This is a genomic window from Pseudonocardia pini (genome assembly GCF_013870575.1).
Taxonomy (GTDB): domain Bacteria; phylum Actinomycetota; class Actinomycetes; order Mycobacteriales; family Pseudonocardiaceae; genus Pseudonocardia; species Pseudonocardia pini.
The window spans coordinates 1-18,168 of sequence record NZ_JACBXB010000028.1 but is presented as its reverse complement, the minus strand read 5'-3'; the positions used below and the strand labels follow the sequence as shown (position 1 = coordinate 18,168).

At 72.9% G+C, this 18,168-nt stretch carries 16 protein-coding genes and 2 pseudogenes; 9 read left to right on the top strand and 9 right to left on the bottom strand.

The features are described 5' to 3' along the window. Positions 1–202: 202 nt before the first annotated feature. Both H5J29_RS36455 and H5J29_RS36450 read left to right on the top strand, forming a co-directional pair. Positions 203–484: pseudogene (locus H5J29_RS36455) on the top strand (MBL fold metallo-hydrolase); the annotation flags it as partial. Positions 485–582: 98 nt separating this feature from the next. Next, the gene (locus H5J29_RS36450; RefSeq protein ID WP_376768498.1) at positions 583–1,233 is read left to right on the top strand and encodes an MBL fold metallo-hydrolase; all 651 of its coding nucleotides are present in this window, start codon (positions 583–585) and stop codon (positions 1,231–1,233) included. Positions 1,234–1,294: 61 nt separating this feature from the next. Here H5J29_RS36450 and H5J29_RS03680 read toward each other — a convergent pair whose 3' ends face one another. Then, entirely contained in the window at positions 1,295–1,492 is a 198-nt protein-coding gene (locus H5J29_RS03680; protein WP_181779479.1) for a hypothetical protein, read from the bottom strand. 197 nt (positions 1,493–1,689) lie between these two features. Between H5J29_RS03680 and H5J29_RS03675 the strand changes: the two genes are divergently transcribed. Together H5J29_RS03675 and H5J29_RS03670 are read left to right on the top strand one after the other, a co-directional pair. Further along, entirely contained in the window at positions 1,690–2,469 is a 780-nt protein-coding gene (locus H5J29_RS03675; protein ID WP_181779477.1) for an isocitrate lyase/PEP mutase family protein, read from the top strand. A gap of 75 nt (positions 2,470–2,544) precedes the next feature. Next, on the top strand, positions 2,545–3,534 hold the full coding sequence (locus tag H5J29_RS03670; protein WP_181779476.1) for a PDR/VanB family oxidoreductase: 990 nt from the start codon (positions 2,545–2,547) through the stop codon (positions 3,532–3,534). 17 nt (positions 3,535–3,551) lie between these two features. Here H5J29_RS03670 and H5J29_RS03665 read toward each other — a convergent pair whose 3' ends face one another. The 4 genes from H5J29_RS03665 to H5J29_RS03650 are packed head-to-tail and all read right to left on the bottom strand — an operon-like array spanning position 3,552 to position 8,740. Further along, positions 3,552–5,111, bottom strand: coding sequence for a long-chain-fatty-acid--CoA ligase (locus H5J29_RS03665; RefSeq protein WP_181779475.1), 1,560 nt, complete (start codon positions 5,109–5,111; stop codon positions 3,552–3,554). Between the two features lie 38 nt (positions 5,112–5,149). Then, positions 5,150–5,935, bottom strand: a complete 786-nt coding sequence (locus H5J29_RS03660; RefSeq protein WP_181779474.1) for an enoyl-CoA hydratase/isomerase family protein — start codon at positions 5,933–5,935, stop codon at positions 5,150–5,152. After that, positions 5,928–7,076, bottom strand: a complete 1,149-nt coding sequence (locus H5J29_RS03655; RefSeq protein WP_181779473.1) for an acyl-CoA dehydrogenase family protein — start codon at positions 7,074–7,076, stop codon at positions 5,928–5,930. Before H5J29_RS03655 ends, H5J29_RS03660 begins: the two co-directional genes overlap by 8 nt. A 5-nt stretch (positions 7,077–7,081) precedes the next feature. Beyond that, positions 7,082–8,740, bottom strand: a complete 1,659-nt coding sequence (locus H5J29_RS03650) for an AMP-binding protein (RefSeq protein ID WP_181779472.1) — start codon at positions 8,738–8,740, stop codon at positions 7,082–7,084. Between the two features lie 107 nt (positions 8,741–8,847). Between H5J29_RS03650 and H5J29_RS03645 the strand changes: the two genes are divergently transcribed. Beyond that, on the top strand, positions 8,848–10,299 hold the full coding sequence (locus tag H5J29_RS03645; RefSeq protein WP_181779471.1) for an AMP-binding protein: 1,452 nt from the start codon (positions 8,848–8,850) through the stop codon (positions 10,297–10,299). Positions 10,300–10,319: 20 nt separating this feature from the next. Here H5J29_RS03645 and H5J29_RS03640 read toward each other — a convergent pair whose 3' ends face one another. Together H5J29_RS03640 and H5J29_RS03635 are read right to left on the bottom strand one after the other, a co-directional pair. Next, a complete protein-coding gene (locus H5J29_RS03640) occupies positions 10,320–11,990 on the bottom strand; it encodes a PEP/pyruvate-binding domain-containing protein (RefSeq protein ID WP_181779470.1) in 1,671 nt (556 codons plus the stop codon). Between the two features lie 42 nt (positions 11,991–12,032). Continuing rightward, entirely contained in the window at positions 12,033–13,715 is a 1,683-nt protein-coding gene (locus H5J29_RS03635) for an AMP-binding protein (RefSeq protein WP_181779469.1), read from the bottom strand. A 96-nt stretch (positions 13,716–13,811) separates the two neighbouring features. Between H5J29_RS03635 and H5J29_RS03630 the strand changes: the two genes are divergently transcribed. Further along, positions 13,812–14,681, top strand: coding sequence for a tyrosine-protein phosphatase (locus tag H5J29_RS03630; RefSeq protein WP_181779468.1), 870 nt, complete (start codon positions 13,812–13,814; stop codon positions 14,679–14,681). An 87-nt stretch (positions 14,682–14,768) separates the two neighbouring features. Here H5J29_RS03630 and H5J29_RS35760 read toward each other — a convergent pair whose 3' ends face one another. Together H5J29_RS35760 and H5J29_RS03625 are read right to left on the bottom strand one after the other, a co-directional pair. Then, positions 14,769–14,894, bottom strand: a complete 126-nt coding sequence (locus H5J29_RS35760) for a hypothetical protein (protein ID WP_281375835.1) — start codon at positions 14,892–14,894, stop codon at positions 14,769–14,771. Between the two features lie 471 nt (positions 14,895–15,365). Beyond that, positions 15,366–15,620 carry a hypothetical protein gene (locus H5J29_RS03625; protein ID WP_181779467.1) on the bottom strand — a complete coding sequence of 85 codons (255 nt, stop codon included), beginning with the start codon at positions 15,618–15,620 and terminating at the stop codon, positions 15,366–15,368. Between the two features lie 569 nt (positions 15,621–16,189). Here H5J29_RS03625 and H5J29_RS03620 point away from each other — a divergent pair. From H5J29_RS03620 to H5J29_RS03610, 3 genes and pseudogenes are all read left to right on the top strand, one after another. Continuing rightward, complete coding sequence (locus H5J29_RS03620; protein ID WP_220186941.1) at positions 16,190–16,585, top strand: PEP-utilizing enzyme; 396 nt, start codon at positions 16,190–16,192, stop codon at positions 16,583–16,585. 28 nt (positions 16,586–16,613) lie between these two features. Further along, entirely contained in the window at positions 16,614–17,927 is a 1,314-nt protein-coding gene (locus H5J29_RS03615) for a hypothetical protein (RefSeq protein ID WP_181779466.1), read from the top strand. Beyond that, positions 17,924–18,168 (top strand): annotated as a pseudogene (locus H5J29_RS03610) (hypothetical protein); the annotation flags it as partial. The gene H5J29_RS03615 and the pseudogene H5J29_RS03610, both read left to right, overlap by 4 nt.

Sequence of the window (18,168 nt, the reverse complement as noted above, 5' to 3'; positions counted from 1 at the left end):
CGCCAGTCGCGCGCGCAGGCCGGTGTTGCGGAATCTCGACACTGAGAAGCTCCTCGTGAACGGCCCTCGGGGAGCGGGGTCCGGGCGGGCCGGAGACCCGGACCGCGCCGACATTAGGCTGAATGGGCTAATCAGTCAACGCTGACTGTGAACGGGTCGGCAGGACGTCGTCGGGAGACGTTCTCTACCGTGGCTGACCGTGATGCACGTGCTTGCCGACGATCCCACCGGCGACTGGACCGCCCCCGGGGTCTACGAGGTCGGTCCCGGCCTCTACCGGATCCCGCTGCCCCTGCCCGAGGACGGGCTGCGCGCGGTGAACGTCTACGCCGTCCGCGACGGCGACGGCCTCGTGCTGGTCGACTCCGGCTGGGCCCTCGCGGAGGCGCGGGAGCTGCTGGAGCAGGCGGTGAAGGCGCTGGACCTGTCGTTCGCGGACGTCCGCCGGTTCCTGGTCACCCACGTCCACCGCGACCACTACACGCTGGCGGTGGCGCTGCGCCGCGAGTTCGGCACCCGCGTCTCGCTCGGTCGCGCGGAGGGCGAGACCCTCCGAGTGGCGCAGGACCCGGCGCTCGACCCGTGGGGCGGGCTGGTCCTCCAGCTGCGCCGCGGCGGGCGACGGCGCTGCTCCGCGAGCTGGGTGGGGTGCCGTCCCGGCACCGGGTCTCCGACTGGGAGGACCCGGACGACTGGCTCGACGCACCGGGTGAGATCCGCCTCGACGGGGCCGTCTGGGAGATGCACCCGACGCCGGGGCACACCAAGGGCCACGTCGTCTTCGTGGACCCGGCGCGGGACGTGATGTTCGCCGGGGACCACGTGCTGCCGCGGATCACCCCGTCCATCGGCTTCGAACAGGCGCCCGACGCCCTGCCGCTGGGGTCCTACCTGGACTCGCTGCGGCTGGTGCGGTCCCTGCCGGACCGGCTGCTGCTGCCCGCGCACGGGGCCGTCTCGCGGAGCGTCCACGCGCGCGTCGACGAGCTGGTCGAGCACCACGACGTCCGGCTCCGGCAGATGCACGAGCTGGTCGCGGCGGGCGCGAGCACGGCGGACGAGACCGCCCGCCGGACACTGTGGACCCGTCGCGGACGCCGGTTCGACGAGCTCGACCTGTTCAGTCGCTGCCTCGCGGTCACCGAGACGATGGCCCACCTCGACCTGCTCGCCGCAGGTGGCAGGCTGCAGCGGACCGAGGTCGACGGCGTCACGCACTACTCGAGCGACTGAGGCCGGACGTGCAGGACCCGCCCCGCAGTCGGTGTGGCTGCGGAGCGGGTCGGGACCGCGGTCAGGCGGGGCGGATCGCCGTGGCGTCCAGTCCGAGCATGTCCAGCAGCTCGCTGCAGTCCTTCAGGTCCGTGGCCTGACCCGCGACGACACGGGCGGCCTGTCGGTCCTGGGTCAGCCGGAGGGCCTCGTAGGCATCGTGCGCGTCGGACCACGCGCTGCCCGTCTCGGTGGGGTGTCCGTGTCGAGCCCAGCTCATGCGGTTCTCCTCCGATGGGCCGAGCGGTCACGGTGGTGGGGCGCTCCGTGACGCGGTCCGACGGCGGCCTGCACAGCGACGCTGTGCACGGGAGTGCCGTCGGTGCCCGGCCCGACCTGCCCAGACTACCCGTGATGCGCCGATACGGAACCGTGCAGGTACGCGCGAGCCGCCGAACGGCACTAGCGTCCTGCTCCATGAGCACCATCGTCGAGAAGGCCACGGAGCTTCGCCGCCTGCACGAGGCGCCCGAGCTCCTGCTGGTCGTCAACGTCTGGGACGCGATCACCACCACCGTCGTCGCGAACACGCCCGGGACCAGGGCCGTCGCCACCGCCAGCCACGGCATCGCCGCCTCCCGCGGCTATCCCGACGGCGAGGTCATCCCGCGGGACGAGATGATCGCCGAGGTGGGGCTGATCGCGCGCACCGCGGGCGACCTCCCCGTCACCGCCGACCTGGAGGGTGGCTACGGCGACGCGGGCGACACGATCGCCCGCGCCATCGACGTCGGCGTCGTCGGGGCGAACCTCGAGGACCAGCTGAAGCCGCTGTCCGACTCGGTGAAGGCCGTCGAGGCCGCCGTCGCCGCGGGGGAGCGGGCCGGGGTCCCGTTCGCGCTGAACGCCCGCACCGACGCCTTCCTCAAGGCGGGGGACCGTGATCCGGAGGAGGTCCTGGCCGACGCGATCGAGCGCGGCCGCGCGTACCTCGACGCCGGGGCCACCAGCTTCTTCGCGCCCGGGAGGCTCGACGAGACGACGGTCGGTCGCCTCGTCGAGGCCCTCGGGGAACGCAAGGTGAACATCATCGGCATCCCCGGCTCGATCCCGCTCGCGACCGCCCAGCGGCTCGGGGTCGCCCGGGTCTCCTACGGGCCGTGGAGCCAGAACGTGGCCCTGACCGCGCTGGCGGGCCTGGCCGAGGACGTCTACGCCGGTGGGGGCCTCCCGGAGGGCACTCGGAAGCTGAACTAGACGCGACCCGGCCTTGGACTTTTGGACCGACCTTTATACTATTGGTCCGAAGCGACGCGAGGTCCGGTGAGCGGCATGACGAACACGACGGCGCGGTCGGGGAGCAACACCGACCTGACCCTGGAAGAGGCGCACTTCCGCGCCCGGGTGGCGGCCCGGGAGGACCTGGCCGACGGGGTGGTGGGCCTCTCGCTCACCGCCGAGCACGGCGGCCCGCTGCCCGCGTGGCGGCCCGGCGCACACGTCGACCTGGTGCTCGGCGACGGGCTCGTGCGGCAGTACTCGCTCTGCGGGGACCCGGCGGACCGCACGCACTACCGCGTGGGGGTGCTGCTGGAGCCGGAGGGTCGCGGCGGGTCCCGCCGGATCCACGAGGAGCTGCACCCCGGCGCGACCGTCGAGGTGCGCGGCCCGCGGAACCACTTCCGGCTCGAGGAGGCCGAGCGGTACGTCTTCGTCGCAGGCGGCATCGGGATCACCCCGATCCTCGCGATGATCGAGCAGGTCGAGCGCGCCGGACGGCGGTGGACCCTGGTCTACGGCGGTCGGACGCGGCGCACGATGGCCTTCGCCGACCGGCTCGCGGCGCTCGGCCCGCGCGTGCGGCTGTGGCCGCAGGACGAGCTCGGGCTGATCGACCTGCCCGCGGCGCTCGCCGATCCCGCGCCCGACGCCGCCGTGTACACCTGCGGGCCGGAGCCGCTGCTGCGTGCCGTCGAGGACCACTGCGGCGCGCACTGGCCCGCGGGCAGCCTGCACCTCGAGCGGTTCGCCCCGAAGCAGATCGAGACCGCGGGCGACACGGCCTTCGAGATCGAGCTGTCCGACGGGCAGGTGCTCACCGTGCCCGCCGACCGCTCGGCCCTCGACGTCCTGGAGGAGGCGGGCCACGACATCCTCTCCTCGTGCCGCGAGGGGACCTGCGGCACGTGCGAGGTGGGCATCGTCGAGGGCGAGGCCGACCACCGCGACTCGGTCCTGACCCCCGAGGAGCAGGCCGAGAACAGCTGCATGATGGTCTGCGTGTCGAGGGCGGCCTGCCCGCGGCTGGTCCTGGACCTCTGACGGGTGAGCGGCCGCCGTCAGATGCGCGCCTCGCGGTCGCGCCAGTACGGCTCGCGCAGGACGTTCTTGCGGATCTTGCCCACCGGCGTGGTGGGCAGCGGCTCGGTGCGGAACTCCACGCTGCGCGGGCACTTGTAGCCGCCGATCAGCCCGCGGCAGTGCACGATCAGCTCCTCCTCGGAGGCCTCCGCCCCCTCCTTGAGGACCACGATGGCGTGCACCGCCTCGCCCCACCGTTCGCTGGGGATGCCGACCACCGCGCACTCGCGCACCGCCGGGTGCTCGTACATCGCCCGCTCGACGTCGGCGGAGTAGACGTTCTCGCCGCCGCTGATGATCATGTCCTTGACCCGGTCGGCGACGTGGAGGTACCCGCGCTCGTCGAAGAAGCCGGCGTCCCCGCTGCGCAGCCAGCCGTCCTGGAGGACCTCGGCGTCGGCCGCGGGGTTGTCGAAGTACCCGGTCATGACGTTGTCGCCGCGCAGCACGATCTCGCCGACCTCGCCGATCGCCGACTCGGTGCCGTCGGGGCGCAGCGTGCGGATGTCCATCCCCGGGATGGCCCGGCCCGCCGAGCGCAGGGTGCCGTCCTCGCGGGCGAGGCCGTCGAGGTGGTCCTGCCACTGCAGGGCCGTGGCGTAGCCCGCGGTCTCGGTCATCCCGTAGATCTGGTGGAACCGGCAGCCCGGGACCTGTTCCATCGCGCGGCGGAGCACCGCCTCGGGCATCGGCGAGCCGCCGTAGACGCAGGTGTGCCAGGTCGAGAGGTCGTGGTCGCCGAGCTCCGGCTGGTGGAGCAGCATGTTGATCATCGTGGGCACGAGGACGCTGTTCGTGATCCGATGGTCGGCCACCCCGGACAGGAAGGCGAGAGGCTCGAACTTCGGCAGCACGACGTGCGTGCCCGCGGCCAGCGTGACGTACCAGGTGGGCCCGGCCCCGGCCAGGTGGAACATGCCGCCGACGTGCAGGAACCGCAGGTCGCGGGTCTCGGGCAGGGTCGCGTGGAAGCAGACCGAGACGGACACGGCGTTGCGGTGCGACAGCGCGACGCCCTTGGACTGGGCGGTCGTGCCCGAGGTGTAGAAGACGACGTAGGTGTCGTCCCCGCGGCGGTCGGCGTCGGGCACGCGGTCGTGCCCGGCCACGAGGTCCTCGTAGGACACCGTGCCCAGCGGGGTGGGTCCGTCTCCGATGTGGACGAGCGTGGTGATCTCGGGGACCAGCTTCTGCAGGGCCCGGCCCTGGTCGAGGAACTCGTCGTCGACCAGCAGGACGGTGACCTTCGCGGCGCGGAGCGCGAAGGCGTTCTCCTCGGTGGCCCAGCGGATGTTCAGCGGGGCGAACACCGCCCCGGCCCAGGGGATCGCGTAGAACAGCTCCAGGAACCGGTCGGAGTTCATCGCGAGCGCCGCGACCCGGTCCCCCCGTCGCAGTCCGAGGCCCTGGAGCGCCCCCGCGAACCGGGCGACCCGGTCCTCGGTCTCCCGCCAGGTGTGGCGGCGGTCGCCGCACACGGTCGCGTCGCCCTCGGGGTTGATCCGGGCGGCGTGTCGCAGCATCTGGGTGGCCTGCATCGTTGCGCTCCCTGGGACAGCTCGGTGGTGCTCGGGCGTCACTGACCGCGGAACTCGGGCTTGCGCCGGGCCGCCACCTCGGTGACACCGGTCCAGGCGTCGTCGGTCCGGCACACACGCGCCATGGCGCGCGCCTCGAGCTCCATCTGGGCCTCGATGGGCTGCTCCCAGGTGGAGAGCAGCAGGTTCTTGATCTCGCCGAACGACGCGGTGGGTCCCGCGGCCAGCTCGGTGGCCAGGGCCAGCGCGGCGGCGGGCAGGGCCTCGTCCTCGACGACCTCGGTGACCAGGCCGTTGGCCAGCGCCTGGTCGGCGGTCCAGGTCTGGTTGCGCATGAGGAACTCGGCGGTGCGGCGCACGCCGATCCGGCGGGGGAGGAAGGTCGACCCGCCGCCGTCGCACAGCAGGCCGATGCCGGTGTAGGCCGCGTAGAACCTCGCCGACCGCGCCGCCACGCAGAAGTCCGCCGCCGCGGACAGGGCCACCCCGCCGCCCACCACCAGCGAGTGTGCGGCGAGGACCACGGGCGACCGCATCCGGGCGAACCGGGAGATCGCCGAGTGCAGCCCGACGGTGGCGTCCTTGATGAACCGGGGGAGTGCCTCGCGGTCCCGGGTCATCGTCTTGAGGTCGGCGCCGACGGTGAAGTACCGGCCCTGCGCCGTGATCAGCACGGCCCGGACCGCCGTGTTCTCGTCGCATTCGGTGGCAACCCGGCTCAGCGCGAGGCAGAAGTCCAGGTCGAACGGGTTGCCCCGGTCCGGTTCCGTGAGCGTGACGTGGGCGATCCCGTCGGCGATGTCGAGCGACACGGGCTCACCCATGGTCGGCCACCTTCTGCCGCGCGATGATCAGCTTCATGATCTGGGCCGTCCCGTCGCCGATCTGCAAGCCCAGCAGGTCCCGCAGGCGTTGCTCGTAGGGCAGGTCCGTGCGGGAGTAGGCGCCGTGGCCGTGGGTGAGCAGGCAGGTCCCGACGATGTCGTAGGCGAGCTTGGGCCCCCACCACTTGCACATCGCCGCCTCCGCGGTGTGCGGGAGGCCGCGGTCCTTGAGCCACAACGTCTGCAGGCACAGCAGCCGGGCGCCCGCGAGCTGGGTCTCGGCCTCGGCGAGGGGGAAGGACACGCCCTGGTGCTGCCAGAGCGGGGCGCCCATGCTCTGCCGCTGCGTGGTGTACGCCCAGGTCTCCGCGAGGGACTTCTGTGCGACCGCGAGGCACAGCAGGCCGAGCAGGGCACGGCTGTAGTCGAACCCGGCCATCACCTGCCCGAAGCCCTTGCCCTCGTCGCCGAGCAGGTGCGAGGCGGGGACGCGGACGCCGTCGAAGTGCAGGGAGCCGCGGCCGACGCTGCGCCCGCCGAGGTCGTCGAACGCGGTGCGGGACAGCCCCGGGGTGTCGAGCGGGACGAGGAACGCGCTGACCCCGCGGGCCCGCGACTCCGGCGTGCCCGTGCGCGCGAACACGACCGAGAACGCCGCCTGGGTGGCGAAGCTGATCGAGGTCTTCTCGCCGTCGAGGACGAACTCGTCCCCCTCCCGTCGGGCCCGCAGGCTGAGCGAGGCGGCGTCGGAACCGCCCCCGGGCTCGGTCAAGGCGATCGACGGCAGGATCTCGCCGCGCAGCAGCCGCTCGATCCACGGCTGCACGACCTCGGGCCTGCCGTGCTCGCGCAGGATCTGCCCGACCAGCGAGGTGTTGATCGTGACGTAGCCGATGTTCATGTCCTCGGCGCACAACGCCTCGACGACGAGCCCCGCGGTCAGGCAGTCCTGGCCGAGCCCGCCGAGCTCCTCCGGGAACTCCACGCCGAGGAACCCGAGCTTGCCCATCTCGGCGAGCGTGGCCGGGTCGAGCGTGGCCTCGCGGTCCCGCTGCCGGTAGTGCGGGGCCAGCCGCTCGGCGGAGTAGGTCCGGGCCGCCTCGACGAGGTCGCGCTGGTGGTCGTTGAGTGCGAACTCCACGTGCCTCAGCTCTCCCGTGCGACGTCGCGGAGCACGAACTTCTGCACCTTGCCGGTCGCCGTCATCGGCAGCTCGTCGACGAGCACCAGCTTCTCCGGCAGCTTCTGCAGGGAGATGTCGCGGCCGCGGAGGAAGTCGGTGATGTCGGTCAGGGTGGGCTGCTCGCCGGGCTTCGGGACGACGACCGCGCAGGCCTTCTCGCCCAGCCGCTCGTCCGGGTAGGCCACCACGGCGACCTGGGCGACGGCCGGGTGCGCGGCCACGTACCCCTCGATCTCGGCGGCGCTGAGGTTGGTGCCGCCGCGGATGATGATGTCCTTCAGACGCCCGGAGACCCGCAGGTAGCCCTGGTCGTCGAAGCGGCCGAGGTCACCGGTGTGGTGCCAGCCCTCGCCGTCGATCGCCGCGGCGGTCCGCTCCGGGTCCCGCCAGTAGCCGAGGATCGCGCCCGGGCCCCAGTAGCAGATCTCGCCCTCCTCGCCGGTCGCCACCGACTCCCCGTCCACGCCGACCAGCTTGATGCGGACGCCGTCGAGGGCGGGGGAGCCGTCGGAGCCCGCGCGGCGCTCGAGCGGGTCGCCGGGGTGGCAGCAGGTGCCTGCCATGATCTCCGAGCAGCCGTAGAGCGGCATCAGGACGCCGCCGCTGAAGGCCTGGTCGAACTCCAGCGCCAGGGCCTCGGGGATCGGCGCGCCCGCGCACAGCCAGAACCGCATCGAGGACAGGTCGCGGTCCGCGGTGCGCGCGGCGTCGAGCGCCATCCGGACGAACGGGGTGGCGGTCGCGCTGGCCGTGCACCGGTACTGCTCGATGCGCCGCAGGCCCTCGTTCGGCTCCCAGATGTCGAGCAGATGGGTCTCCGCGCCGACGGCCAACGGGCCGAGCACCCCGACGACCAGGCCGGTCGCGTGGGCGACCGGGGACGGCATGAACATGACGTCCTCGGGCCGGGTCTGGAAGACGTCGTGGGCGAGGCCGCGGGCGGAGTAGTCGAGGGTGTTCCAGGTGTGCACGCAGCCCTTGGCCGTGGACTCGGTGCCCGAGGTGTAGACCACGACGTGCGGCAGGTCTGGGTCCGGGGGCGACCCGAGCTCGGCGTCGTCCGTCGCGGTGGCGCAGGCCTCCGCGAAGGACAGCTCGCCCTCCTGCGCGTCCGCCCGGGCGATCACGAGGGTCGCGAGGGCGGGGATCTCCTTCTGGAGACTGCGGAACATTGCGGCGTGGTCGAAGCCGCGGAACTCGCCCGTGGTGATCGCGGCGACCGCGCCCGAGTTGCGCAGCACGTGCCCGACCTCGGTGTTCCGGTACACCGTCATGATCGGCACCATCACGGCGCCGATCCGGGCGATCGCCAGGTAGCCGACGATGAACTCCGCCCAGTTCGGCAGCTGCATCGCCACCCGCTCGCCGGGGCGCACCCCGGCACGGAGCAGGGCGGCGCCGAGCCCGTTCGCGCGGTCTCGCACCGTCGCGTAGTCCAGCTCGACCGTGCCGTCCGACACGAACCGGCGGTCGGGTGTCTCCTGCGCCCAGCGCTCCAGCAGGGCCGAGGCGGAGCCGTCCTGCCACCATCCGCGTTCGCGGAACAGGCGGATCGACTCGTCGTCGTAGCGGTCGTGCACCGTCAGGCTGGGGGTCTCGGCGGTGATCTCGGGGCTGACCATCGAATTCTCCGCTTCGTCGCGAATCGTCCTGCTGTGACCGGGGCCACGAGCGTAGCCAGGTTGGATCGCGCATATCAATGGTCAGGCCAAATTTGTAGGATGGCGGCGTGTACCCACGGATCCACGCGGCGACGGCGCCGCAGCGAGCGGCCCTCGTCGTCGCGGACACCGGCGAGCAGGTGACCTGGGCGGAGGTCGAGCGCCGCAGCGCGGCCCTGGCCACCTGGTTCCACGAGCGGGGCCTGCGGACCGGGGACGTCGTGCTGCTCGTGCTGGGCAACGACGTCCGGTGGGCCGAGATCGTGTGGGCCTGTTGGCGCAGCGGTCTGGTCGTGGCCCCGGTGAACCCCCGGCTCGGGGCCGCCGAGCTGCGGCCGATGGTCGAGGACGCCGCCCCCGCGGCCGTCGTCGCGGGTGTCGCGGCGGTCGAGGCGGTCCGCGGCGCGGGCGCGCGGGGACCCTTCCTGGTCGTCGGTGAGGACTACGACGCGGCGGTCGAGGCCACCGAGCCGCGCGAGCTCGCCGAGACCATGGGCGGGCGGCTGCTGTTCAGCTCCGGCACCACCGGGCGTCCCAAGCCCTTCCGGGAGGATCCGACCGGGGTCCATCCTGCCGAGGTCCCGCTGCGGTACGCAGCGATGATGACCGACCTGCAGGTGGTGCCCGCCAAGGGCGAGCCGCCGCCGGTGCTGTTCAGCCCCGGACCCGCCTACCACTCCGCCCCGATGGCCTTCCTGCACACGGTCCACCAGCTCGGCGGCACGGTCGTCACCAGCAGCCGGTTCGACGCCGAGGGGTCGCTCGCCGCGATCGAGCGGCACGGCGTGACCCACAGCCTCTGGGTGCCCACGATGTTCGTGCGGATGCTGCGGCTGCCCGCCTCCGTGCGGGAGCGCCACGACCTGTCGACCCACCGGGTGGCGGTGCACGGGGCGGCGCCGTGCCCACCGGAGGTCAAGCGGGCGATGATCGAGTGGTGGGGGCCGATCGTCCACGAGTACTACGGCTCGTCGGAGGGCTACGGGCGCACCTCGATCGGGCCGCAGGAGTGGCTCGCCCACCCCGGCTCGGTGGGCAGGCCCAAGGGCGGCGCGGTCCGCATCTGCGACGAGGAGGGCCGTGCGGTCCCGGTCGGCGACGTGGGCCAGGTCTGGCTCGGCCGCACCGAGGCCGACCGCCTGCCCGCCCCGGGCTGGGGTTCGGCGGGGGATCTCGGCCGCGTCGACGACGAGGGCTACCTCTACCTCACCGGCAGGCTCGGCCAGACGATCATCACCGGCGGGGTGAACGTCTACCCGCGGGAGATCGAGGACCTGCTGGCCCTGCACCCGGCGGTCGCTGACGTGGCCGTGTTCGGTGTGCCGGACGCGGAGTTCGGCGAGCAGGTCCGCGCCGCCGTCGCGCCGCTGGGGGAACCCGCGCCCGGGCTCGCCGAGGCGCTGGTCGCGCACTGCCGGGCGCGGTTGGCGCACTACAAGTGCCCGCGCCGGGTCGACCTCGTCGAGCGGATCCCCCGCAGCGACGCCGGGAAGATCCTGCTCAGCGAGCTGCGGGGCTGAGCAGCACTAGGCCGTGTCTCTCACTCCGCCACGACCGCTCCGGCGGCGCCGGAGTGGGAGACACTGGCCGACCAGCTCTCGAGGACGGCGAGCTCGGGGAGATGCTGCGCGAGCACGGCCTCCTCGTCCACGGTGCCGCCCTCGGCCGCGGCCGGGTCGCCGCCGAGCCAGATCTCGCCGGTGGTGCCGTCGAGCGTCACGAGGTCACCCGGGGCGATGGTGTGCAGGCCGTCGGCGGTCCGGGCGCCTTCGGCGGTGACGACCAGGTCCTCCGCGCCCACGACGGCGGGCAGGCCCCAGCCCCGGGCCACGACGGCGGCGTGGCTGACGAGCCCGCCGGTCCCGGTGACCACCCCGACCGACACCGCCATGCCGGGGACGTCCTCGGGGCTGGTCTCGGGCCGGATCAGCACGAGCTCCTCGTCGTCGCCCGCGTCGGCGGCCTCGTCGGAGCTGAAGACGGCCTTGCCGGTGACGCGGCCGGGGGAGGCGCCGAGCCCGTGGGCGATCGCGTCCCCCCGCTGCTGGGTGGCCGCCGCCGCGAGGACCGCCTGACGTGCGGTGGTGCGCACCTCGGCGTCCACCCGTTCCACCGCCTGCTCACGGGTGAGGGGACTGTCCGCCTCCTCCGCCATCTGCACGGCGGCGCGCACCGCGGCGACCGCGCTGCGCTTGCCGACCCGCGTCTGCAGCACCCACAGCCTGCCCTGCTCGACGGTGAACTCGACGTCGCAGATGTCCGCGTAGTGGTGCTCGAGCCTGCCGAGCACGGTGTCGAGGTGCTCCCAGACGGCGGGCAGCTCGGCGCGCAGGGTGTCGATCGGCTGGGTGCGTGCGGTGCCGGACACCACGTCCTCGCCCTGCGCGCGGGGGAGGTAGTCGCCGTAGCGGCGCGCCTCGCCCGTCGCGGGGTCGCGGGTGAACACCACGCCCGTCCCCGACTCGCCGCCCCGGTTGCCGAACACCATGGCCTGCACGTTGACGGCGGTCGCCAGGGCGCCCGCGAGCTTCTCGCGCTGAGCGTAGGCCCGCGCCCGGTCGCTGCCGCACGAGCGGAAGACGGCCTCGACGGCGCCCCGGAGCTGCGCCTGCGGGTCCGCGGGGATCTCGACGGTCCCGCGCACCCGCGCGATCTCGGCCCGCACGCCCGCGACGTCGTCCGCCGGGGCCTCGTCGCCCAGTGTCGCGGGCGCGACGCCCAGCACGGTCGTGGCGTACATGCGGACGAACCGGCGGTAGCAGTCCCAGGCGAAGCGCGGGTCCCCGGAGACCCGGGCGAGGCCCTCCACCGTCTCGTCGTTCAGGCCCAGGTTGAGCACCGTGTCCAGCATCCCGGGCATGGAGCGGGGCGCGCCGCTGCGCACGGCCAGCAGGAGGGGGTCGCCCGCGTCCCCGAACCGGCGGCCCAGCACGCGACCGAGCGCGCCGACGTGCTCCGCGACGAGGGCGTCGAGCTCGGTGGGCCAGCCCTCGGACAGGTAGCGGCGGCAGGTCCCGACGGTGATCGTGAACCCGGGCGGGACCGGAAGCTCCAGCGCCGACGTCATCTCGGCCAGACCCGCGCCCTTGCCGCCGAGCAGGTCGGCGAGCGTCCGCGCGGGGACGCCGTGGTCGTGGTCGAACGGGAAGACGGCGACGTGGTCGGTGACGGTCGCGGGGGTGTCGGACGCGGTGGCGGAGGGGGACGGCATCGGTGCGATCCTTCGCAGGTCGGGACGGGGGACGACGTGGGCTCAGGCCCCGGAGGGGACCTGCTCGACCCGCTGCGCGAGCTTGTCCGTGACATCCTGCCGGAGCAGGTGCTTCTGGATCTTGCCGGTCGCCGTGGTGGGCAGCTCGGTGACCAGCTCGAGGCGCTCCGGGGTCTTCTGCACGGCGAGACCGCGCTCGTGCAGGTAGCTCTTGATCGACTCGAGCGACGGTGGGCTCGCGGGATCGGCCGCCACGACGTAGCAGCACACCCGTTCGCCGAGCCGGTCGTCCGGCATCCCGACCACCGCGGCCTCGCGGATCGCCCCGTACTCGGCGAGCAGGTCCTCGATCTCGCGGACACTGATGTTCATGCCGCCGCGGATGACGATGTCCTTGGTGCGCCCCGTGACCCGGACGTACCCGTCGGCGTCCATCCGGCCGAGGTCGCCGGACCGGGAGAAGCCCGCCGGGGTGTACAGCTCCTGGGTCTCGGCGGGGCGGCCGAGGTAGCCCAGCATGTGGCTCGGCCCCTTGTAGGCGATGTCGCCCTCCTCGCCCGTCGGGACCGCGCGGCCCGCCTCGTCGACGACCTGGACCTCGGCGTACGGCATCGCCGCACCGTCCGAGACCAGCGACTTCTCCGGGGCGTCGTCGACCGTGCAGGTCGTGGTGGCCAGGTTCTCGCTACGCCCGTAGAGGCTCAGGATCTTGGCCGCGGGGAACGCCGTGCGGGCCCGCTCGACCACGGCGCGCGGGATCGGCGCACCCGCGGACACCCAGACCCGCAGGCTCGACGCGTCGTGCTGGGCGGGGTCGAACACGTCGAGCGCCATCTGGATGAAGGTCGTGGCCGTGACGGTGACCGAGCACCGGTACTCGGCGATCTCGGCTAGCCCGCGGCGGGGCTCCCACTCGGCCATGACGTGCGTGGAGCCGCCGTTGATCAGCGGGAGCAGGATCCCCGTGACCAGCCCGGTGGTGTGGGTGATGGGGGAGGGGCTGAACCCCACGTCCGCGGAGGTGAAGCCGAACGCGCCGGTGAGCGAGCGGGCCCCGGACGCGTAGGTGTTGAACGTGTGCACGCAGCCCTTCGGGCGCGCGGTCGTGCCCGAGGTGTAGACGATCACGTAGGGGTCGTCCGCGGTGACCGGCGTGCCGATCGACTCCGCGGCCGCCGCCGGGTCGGTGTCGGAGGTGACCGCCGCGAGCGTGGTGACCGGGCCGCCGTCGACCACGTCGTCCCCGCGCACCACGACGACGGTGTGCACCGAGGGTCGGGTGCCCGCGAGGTCCCGGTACATCCCCAGGTAGTCGAAGCCCTTGAAGGTCGACGGGGTCACGACCACCGAGACCGCGGCGTCGTCGAGGACGTGCCCGACCTCGTCCCGCCGGTAGATCGGCATGATCGGCACCATCACCGCGCCGAGCCGGGCGACGGCGGCGGCCACGACCGCGAACTCCGACCAGTTGGGCAGCTGGACGGCGACGCGGTCGCCGGGGCGCAGCCCGCGGTCGCGCAGGCCCGCGGCGAGCTGGGCGGAGAGGTCCCGCAGCTCGGCGTAGGTGTAGGCGCGCGTGCCGTCCGTGACGAAGGTCTTGTCGCCCCACACCTCGGCCTGGCGGGTGAGCAGCGCGCCGAAGCTCTCGGTGCTCCAGAGACCCGACGCGTAGTACTCCTGCACCTCCGCCGCCGAGTAGCGGTCGTTGACGGTGGGAATCTCCATCGATTTCCGTCCTCGGGTTCGGGACCGACGGTCCGGTTCGGTCCGAAGTTACAATGGTCTGGCCGAAACGGCAATGACCGTGCAGACTCTCGGGTCATGCGCACGAAGGGTTCGGACGGCGGCGGGACGGGCGACGCGACCGGGGTCCGGAGGCCCTGGGACGCCCTCTCGACACACCGGCCGGTGGGGGCCACGGCCAATCTCCGCGACCTCGGCGGGATCCCCGCCGGAGGAGGCCTGGTCGTCGCGCCCGCGCGCGTCTACCGGGCCGAGGCGCTGGTCCGGCCCGGGACGGCGCCGCTGTGCACCCCCTGGGAGGCCGGGCACACCGAGGCCTACCGCGCCCTCGGTGTCCGCACCGTGCTGGACCTGCGCTCGCGCGCGGAGATCGACCGCGCCGCGTCGGCCTGGGCGGAGGCGACGGGCGCGGTCTACGTCGCGTTGCCGATCGAGGAGGGCGGCGAGGGGGACACCGACTACGTCCGCGAGATCCGGACCGGGCTGCGGAGCGCGTTCACCCCAGCGGACATGGCGGCCTACTACGCCCTCACCCTGCGCAGGCGCGCCGACGAGTTCGGCGCCGGGCTGCGGATCCTCGCGGACCCCGCCCGCCTGCCGGTGCTCGTCCACTGCGCCGCGGGCAAGGACCGGACCGGCCTGCTGGTGGCCCTGCTGCTCGAGGCACTCCGGGTCCCGCGGGAGGTCGTGGTCGCCGACTACGCCCTCACCGAGGTCCTCCGGCCGGACCGCGTCCAGGCCTACGCCCACCTCTTCGAGGGGACGGGCGTGGACCTCGCGGACGTCGCGACCCTCTTCGCCAGCCCGGCCGAGGCGATGGACGAGGCCCTCGCGGACCTGGACGCGGAGTTCGGGTCGGTCGAGGGGTACCTCACCGCAAGGTGCGGGCTCACCCCGAGCGACCTCACCTCCCTCCGAACCGCCCTCCTGGTCCCCACCCCCTCCTGACTGCCCCGGTCCGCCCTGGTCGGGGAGGGCGCCGACGGCCACGACCGCCTCCGCCCCGCGCGTGGCGACCCAGATCTGCGCCGCGGTCTACTCGGCGGACGCCAGCTCGCCGGCCCTCGACAACGATCGGAAGTGCGCGGCGAGCGGATCGTCGCCCGCCTCCATGATCGCGCGCAGCATCGGCGTGCCCACCGCTCGCGGGACCACCGCCACCGCCCGCCGGGTGGGCGGGGGACTCCGCGGCGACGATCCGGGCCCAGTGCTCGACCGCCGCCTTGGCCGCGCCGTAGTGCGACATCCCCTCGACGACGTCGGTGCCCGCGGGCGAGGAGCAGAGCACGAGGGTCGCCGACACCCGGGCGCGTGCGCAGAGCCGGAGGAACCCCGAGGGCCGACACCGCGTTCAGCCCGAACGCGCGGACAGAGGCGGCCGGATCGGCGTCGGCCAACGGGCGCGGTGTCCCCGGCGAGACGGAGCAGGGTCGCGTGATCCGTGGTCGACAGGGTGCGCTCGACGTCCTGGAGCACCCGAGCCCATCCGACGGGTTCCGCGAGGTCCGCGCACAGGTGCCGACCCGCCGCCGAGGCACCACGGGAGACCCCGACGACGTCCTCGCCGGGTGGCGCGGCGAGTGCGCAGGCCGCCGATCCCGCTCGACGCCCCGGTGATCCAGACCGTCGCGCTCACCGCGGGGCGACCCGGGGGAAGAGCGTCTCGGCGTGGCCCCGCAGCACGTACCGGTACACCGTGGACAGCCGCGACACCCAGCGCACCCGCTCGGCGAGGACCGGCAGCGCGGCGCCGGCGTGCGAGACGATCCAGCGGATGCGCGGGAACCGCACGGTGCTCCCGGAGAGCACCAGGTCGGTGACGACGCGGGGACCGCCGCCGTCCTCGTCCTGAGCGACCGGCCCACCGTCGTCGAGGACACCAGACACACCGACCGTGACGGGCCCTGTAGAAGTCGAGACAGCGCCGCCCTGCAGGACGGAGGACCTCCCGGGGTGGAGCCGCAAGAACGGCTCCACACCACTCCGAGAAGCCCCCGTCGGCGAACACCGCGGGCGCCACGTCGGCGCAGTGCCGCAGGTGTGCCGCGGCCGTGGGCGCGGCGTGGGCGGACTCCGCGTCCGGTGTGCCGTTCTCGCGGGTGATGGTCTCGGTGGAGGCCGCCGAGCGCTGGTCCGGCTCGGCCGTCAGTGTCTCGGCGAGCACGCACCGCTTGCGACGGGCGTCGCGGCCCGTTAACGAGGTGCGGCGTCCGCCGCCCGCACCGCGGCGTCAGCGTCCGCTGTGATCAGGCGAGGGCCCTTCGGTCGTGAGACTCGCGACGACCGTGTGGTGCCGGAGCGGCCCTTCTGGCCGGCGTCCGGGTGAGGCGGAGGTCGCCGTTCCGGGCGTCGGTCGCCGAGGCGCCTTGACACGACGTGAGTGGGACCACAATCATACCCACGATCGGACTGACCATTTCATCGGTCGACCGCAGCCAAGCCTCGTGGAGGACAAGTTGTCAACGGAGACGCTCATCGGTACCGGCATCAACGTCTTCACCTCGGACGTGCACGCCGTCGGGAAGATCCGCTTCCTGGACTCGCCGGAGGAGGTCCTCGACTTCATCGACGGGCCCGACGTCGCGGAGACGATCGTGATCTCGCGCGGCGGCACCACCACGTTCATGTCGCCCGCGCTCATGTCGGGCGTCGCGGGCCTGATCACGCTGCAGGGTGCGCCCGAGAGCCACCTGGGGATCCTGTCGCGCGAGTTCTCGATCCCCTGCGTCATGTCCACCGCGTTCACCGAGGGGATCCAGACCTCGCGCGGGGAGACCATCCCGGCCGACGGCACCACGGTCCGGCTCGACGTCACCGGCGACAAGGGCCAGGTCCTCCTGGTCTCCGAGTGACCCGGTAACGAGCCGCGGAGAGGCACCCATGAGCGACGAGATCGACGTCCAGCTGTTCCTGCAGAAGTACAAGGGCCGCTACCCGCAGGGCCTCGAGGGCGACGCCCAGGTCCGGGCCGAGCTCGCGGTGCCGTTCATCGAGACCACGGACGCGGACGTCCGCGAGACCTCGCTGTCCGACGACCAGGTCAACAGCTGGCTGGAGTACGCGGGCTGGAACCTGTGGGACTTCATCCTGGGCCGCGCGTCCGAGGGTGAGTCCGGGCTGATCCCGCGCCAGGAGTACGAGACGGTCTCCTTCGTCCAGCAGTGGGCGAACTACCCGCGCTTCGTGCGGATGTTCACCGAGGAGCTCGGTGTCGACGGGCTGCTCGAGCTGGCCACGACCTCGCGCCGGGAGGTGGGCACGAAGGTCAACGTGACCCGCAACTGGGCGGCGTCGGTCTGCCCGATCCTCGGCCGCGGCATCGCGGTCGACCTGGGCTTCCACGGCGCCGAGGAGCGTCGGGAGGACCTGGAGGAGATGATCCAGTTCGGTCGGCGCCTCCAGCACGGGACCTGGGGCGGTGGGCCGGGCTTCGTGTCCGCGCGCGGCTTCCAGGTGCCGGTGCTGGACGACGACGTCCTGGCCACGCTCGTGGCGCAGACCAGGCCGCTCGAGGGCCCGGCCCGGGACTCGTTCCGCAAGTTCAACGCGAAGACCGAGCTGTTCGGGTTCATGCTCCACTACGACTGCCGCGCGGGGATGGGCGACACCGGCCCGTACCCGCTGCCGGACGGCCGCTTCGCGATCGTCCGGGACCACTTCCTCAACGAGACCGCGTACCCGTGGTCCGGTGTGGCGGAGGGCCTGCCCTACTGCGTCACCGAGGTGCTGGTCTTCCCGGCGGACAAGGTCACCGCGACCGTCAACGAGATCATGACGACGTTCACGAAGCCGACGAACTACCTCGACTACCTGGTCGAGGGCGTCGCCTTCGCCCGCGACCGCATCGACACGCCCATGTCGGAGCTGCGGGTGCTCTCCGACGCGGAGATGGACGCCATCGCCCAGAAGTGCCAGAAGGGCACGATGGACATGTACAAGACCCTGGCCAAGAAGTCGCGGGACGAGAAGATCCGCGACGGGATCATGGTCTACACCCGCGAGTTCCTGCAGAGCCACGCCCTCAAGGTCGGCCTCTGGGACAAGTTCGTCGCGGAGGGCTTCGACACCATGACGGCCGACGCCGAGCGGGCCTGGCCGGTCCTGACCAGCGGTAAGGCCGCCGAGGTGCTGACTCCCGTCCTGCTGTTCGGCAAGGGCTTCCCCACCGTTCACAAGGAGAACCAGACGGCATGACTGGTTCTACCCGCCCCGCCGCCTCCGGCGTCGACCATCCCCCGGCCGGCACCGCGGCCCACGGCGCAGCGCAGGTCGATCTCAGTGATCTCAGGCCTTTCATCGAGGGGCGGGAGCACGAGCTGTTCCGCGAGATCCGCGAGAACGACCCGCTCCACTGGAACGCCGAGCCGAACGGCGGACCCGGGTACTGGTCGTTGACCCGGTACGCCGACCTGATCACCGCGATCGAGGACCCGAT

Excerpts from the sequence above, each read along its gene's own strand:
- H5J29_RS03650 (WP_181779472.1), bottom strand. The coding sequence starts at position 8,740 with ATGGTCAGCCCCGAGATCACCGCCGAGACCCCCAGCCTGACGGTGCAC.
- H5J29_RS03615 (WP_181779466.1), top strand. The coding sequence starts at position 16,614 with ATGAGCGACGAGATCGACGTCCAGCTGTTCCTGCAGAAGTACAAGGGC.
- H5J29_RS03680 (WP_181779479.1), bottom strand. The coding sequence starts at position 1,492 with ATGAGCTGGGCTCGACACGGACACCCCACCGAGACGGGCAGCGCGTGG.
- H5J29_RS03675 (WP_181779477.1), top strand. The coding sequence starts at position 1,690 with ATGAGCACCATCGTCGAGAAGGCCACGGAGCTTCGCCGCCTGCACGAG.
- H5J29_RS03660 (WP_181779474.1), bottom strand. The coding sequence starts at position 5,935 with ATGGGTGAGCCCGTGTCGCTCGACATCGCCGACGGGATCGCCCACGTC.
- H5J29_RS03635 (WP_181779469.1), bottom strand. The coding sequence starts at position 13,715 with ATGGAGATTCCCACCGTCAACGACCGCTACTCGGCGGCGGAGGTGCAG.
- H5J29_RS03640 (WP_181779470.1), bottom strand. The coding sequence starts at position 11,990 with ATGCCGTCCCCCTCCGCCACCGCGTCCGACACCCCCGCGACCGTCACC.
- H5J29_RS03630 (WP_181779468.1), top strand. The coding sequence starts at position 13,812 with ATGCGCACGAAGGGTTCGGACGGCGGCGGGACGGGCGACGCGACCGGG.
- H5J29_RS03670 (WP_181779476.1), top strand. The coding sequence starts at position 2,545 with ATGACGAACACGACGGCGCGGTCGGGGAGCAACACCGACCTGACCCTG.
- H5J29_RS03665 (WP_181779475.1), bottom strand. The coding sequence starts at position 5,111 with ATGCAGGCCACCCAGATGCTGCGACACGCCGCCCGGATCAACCCCGAG.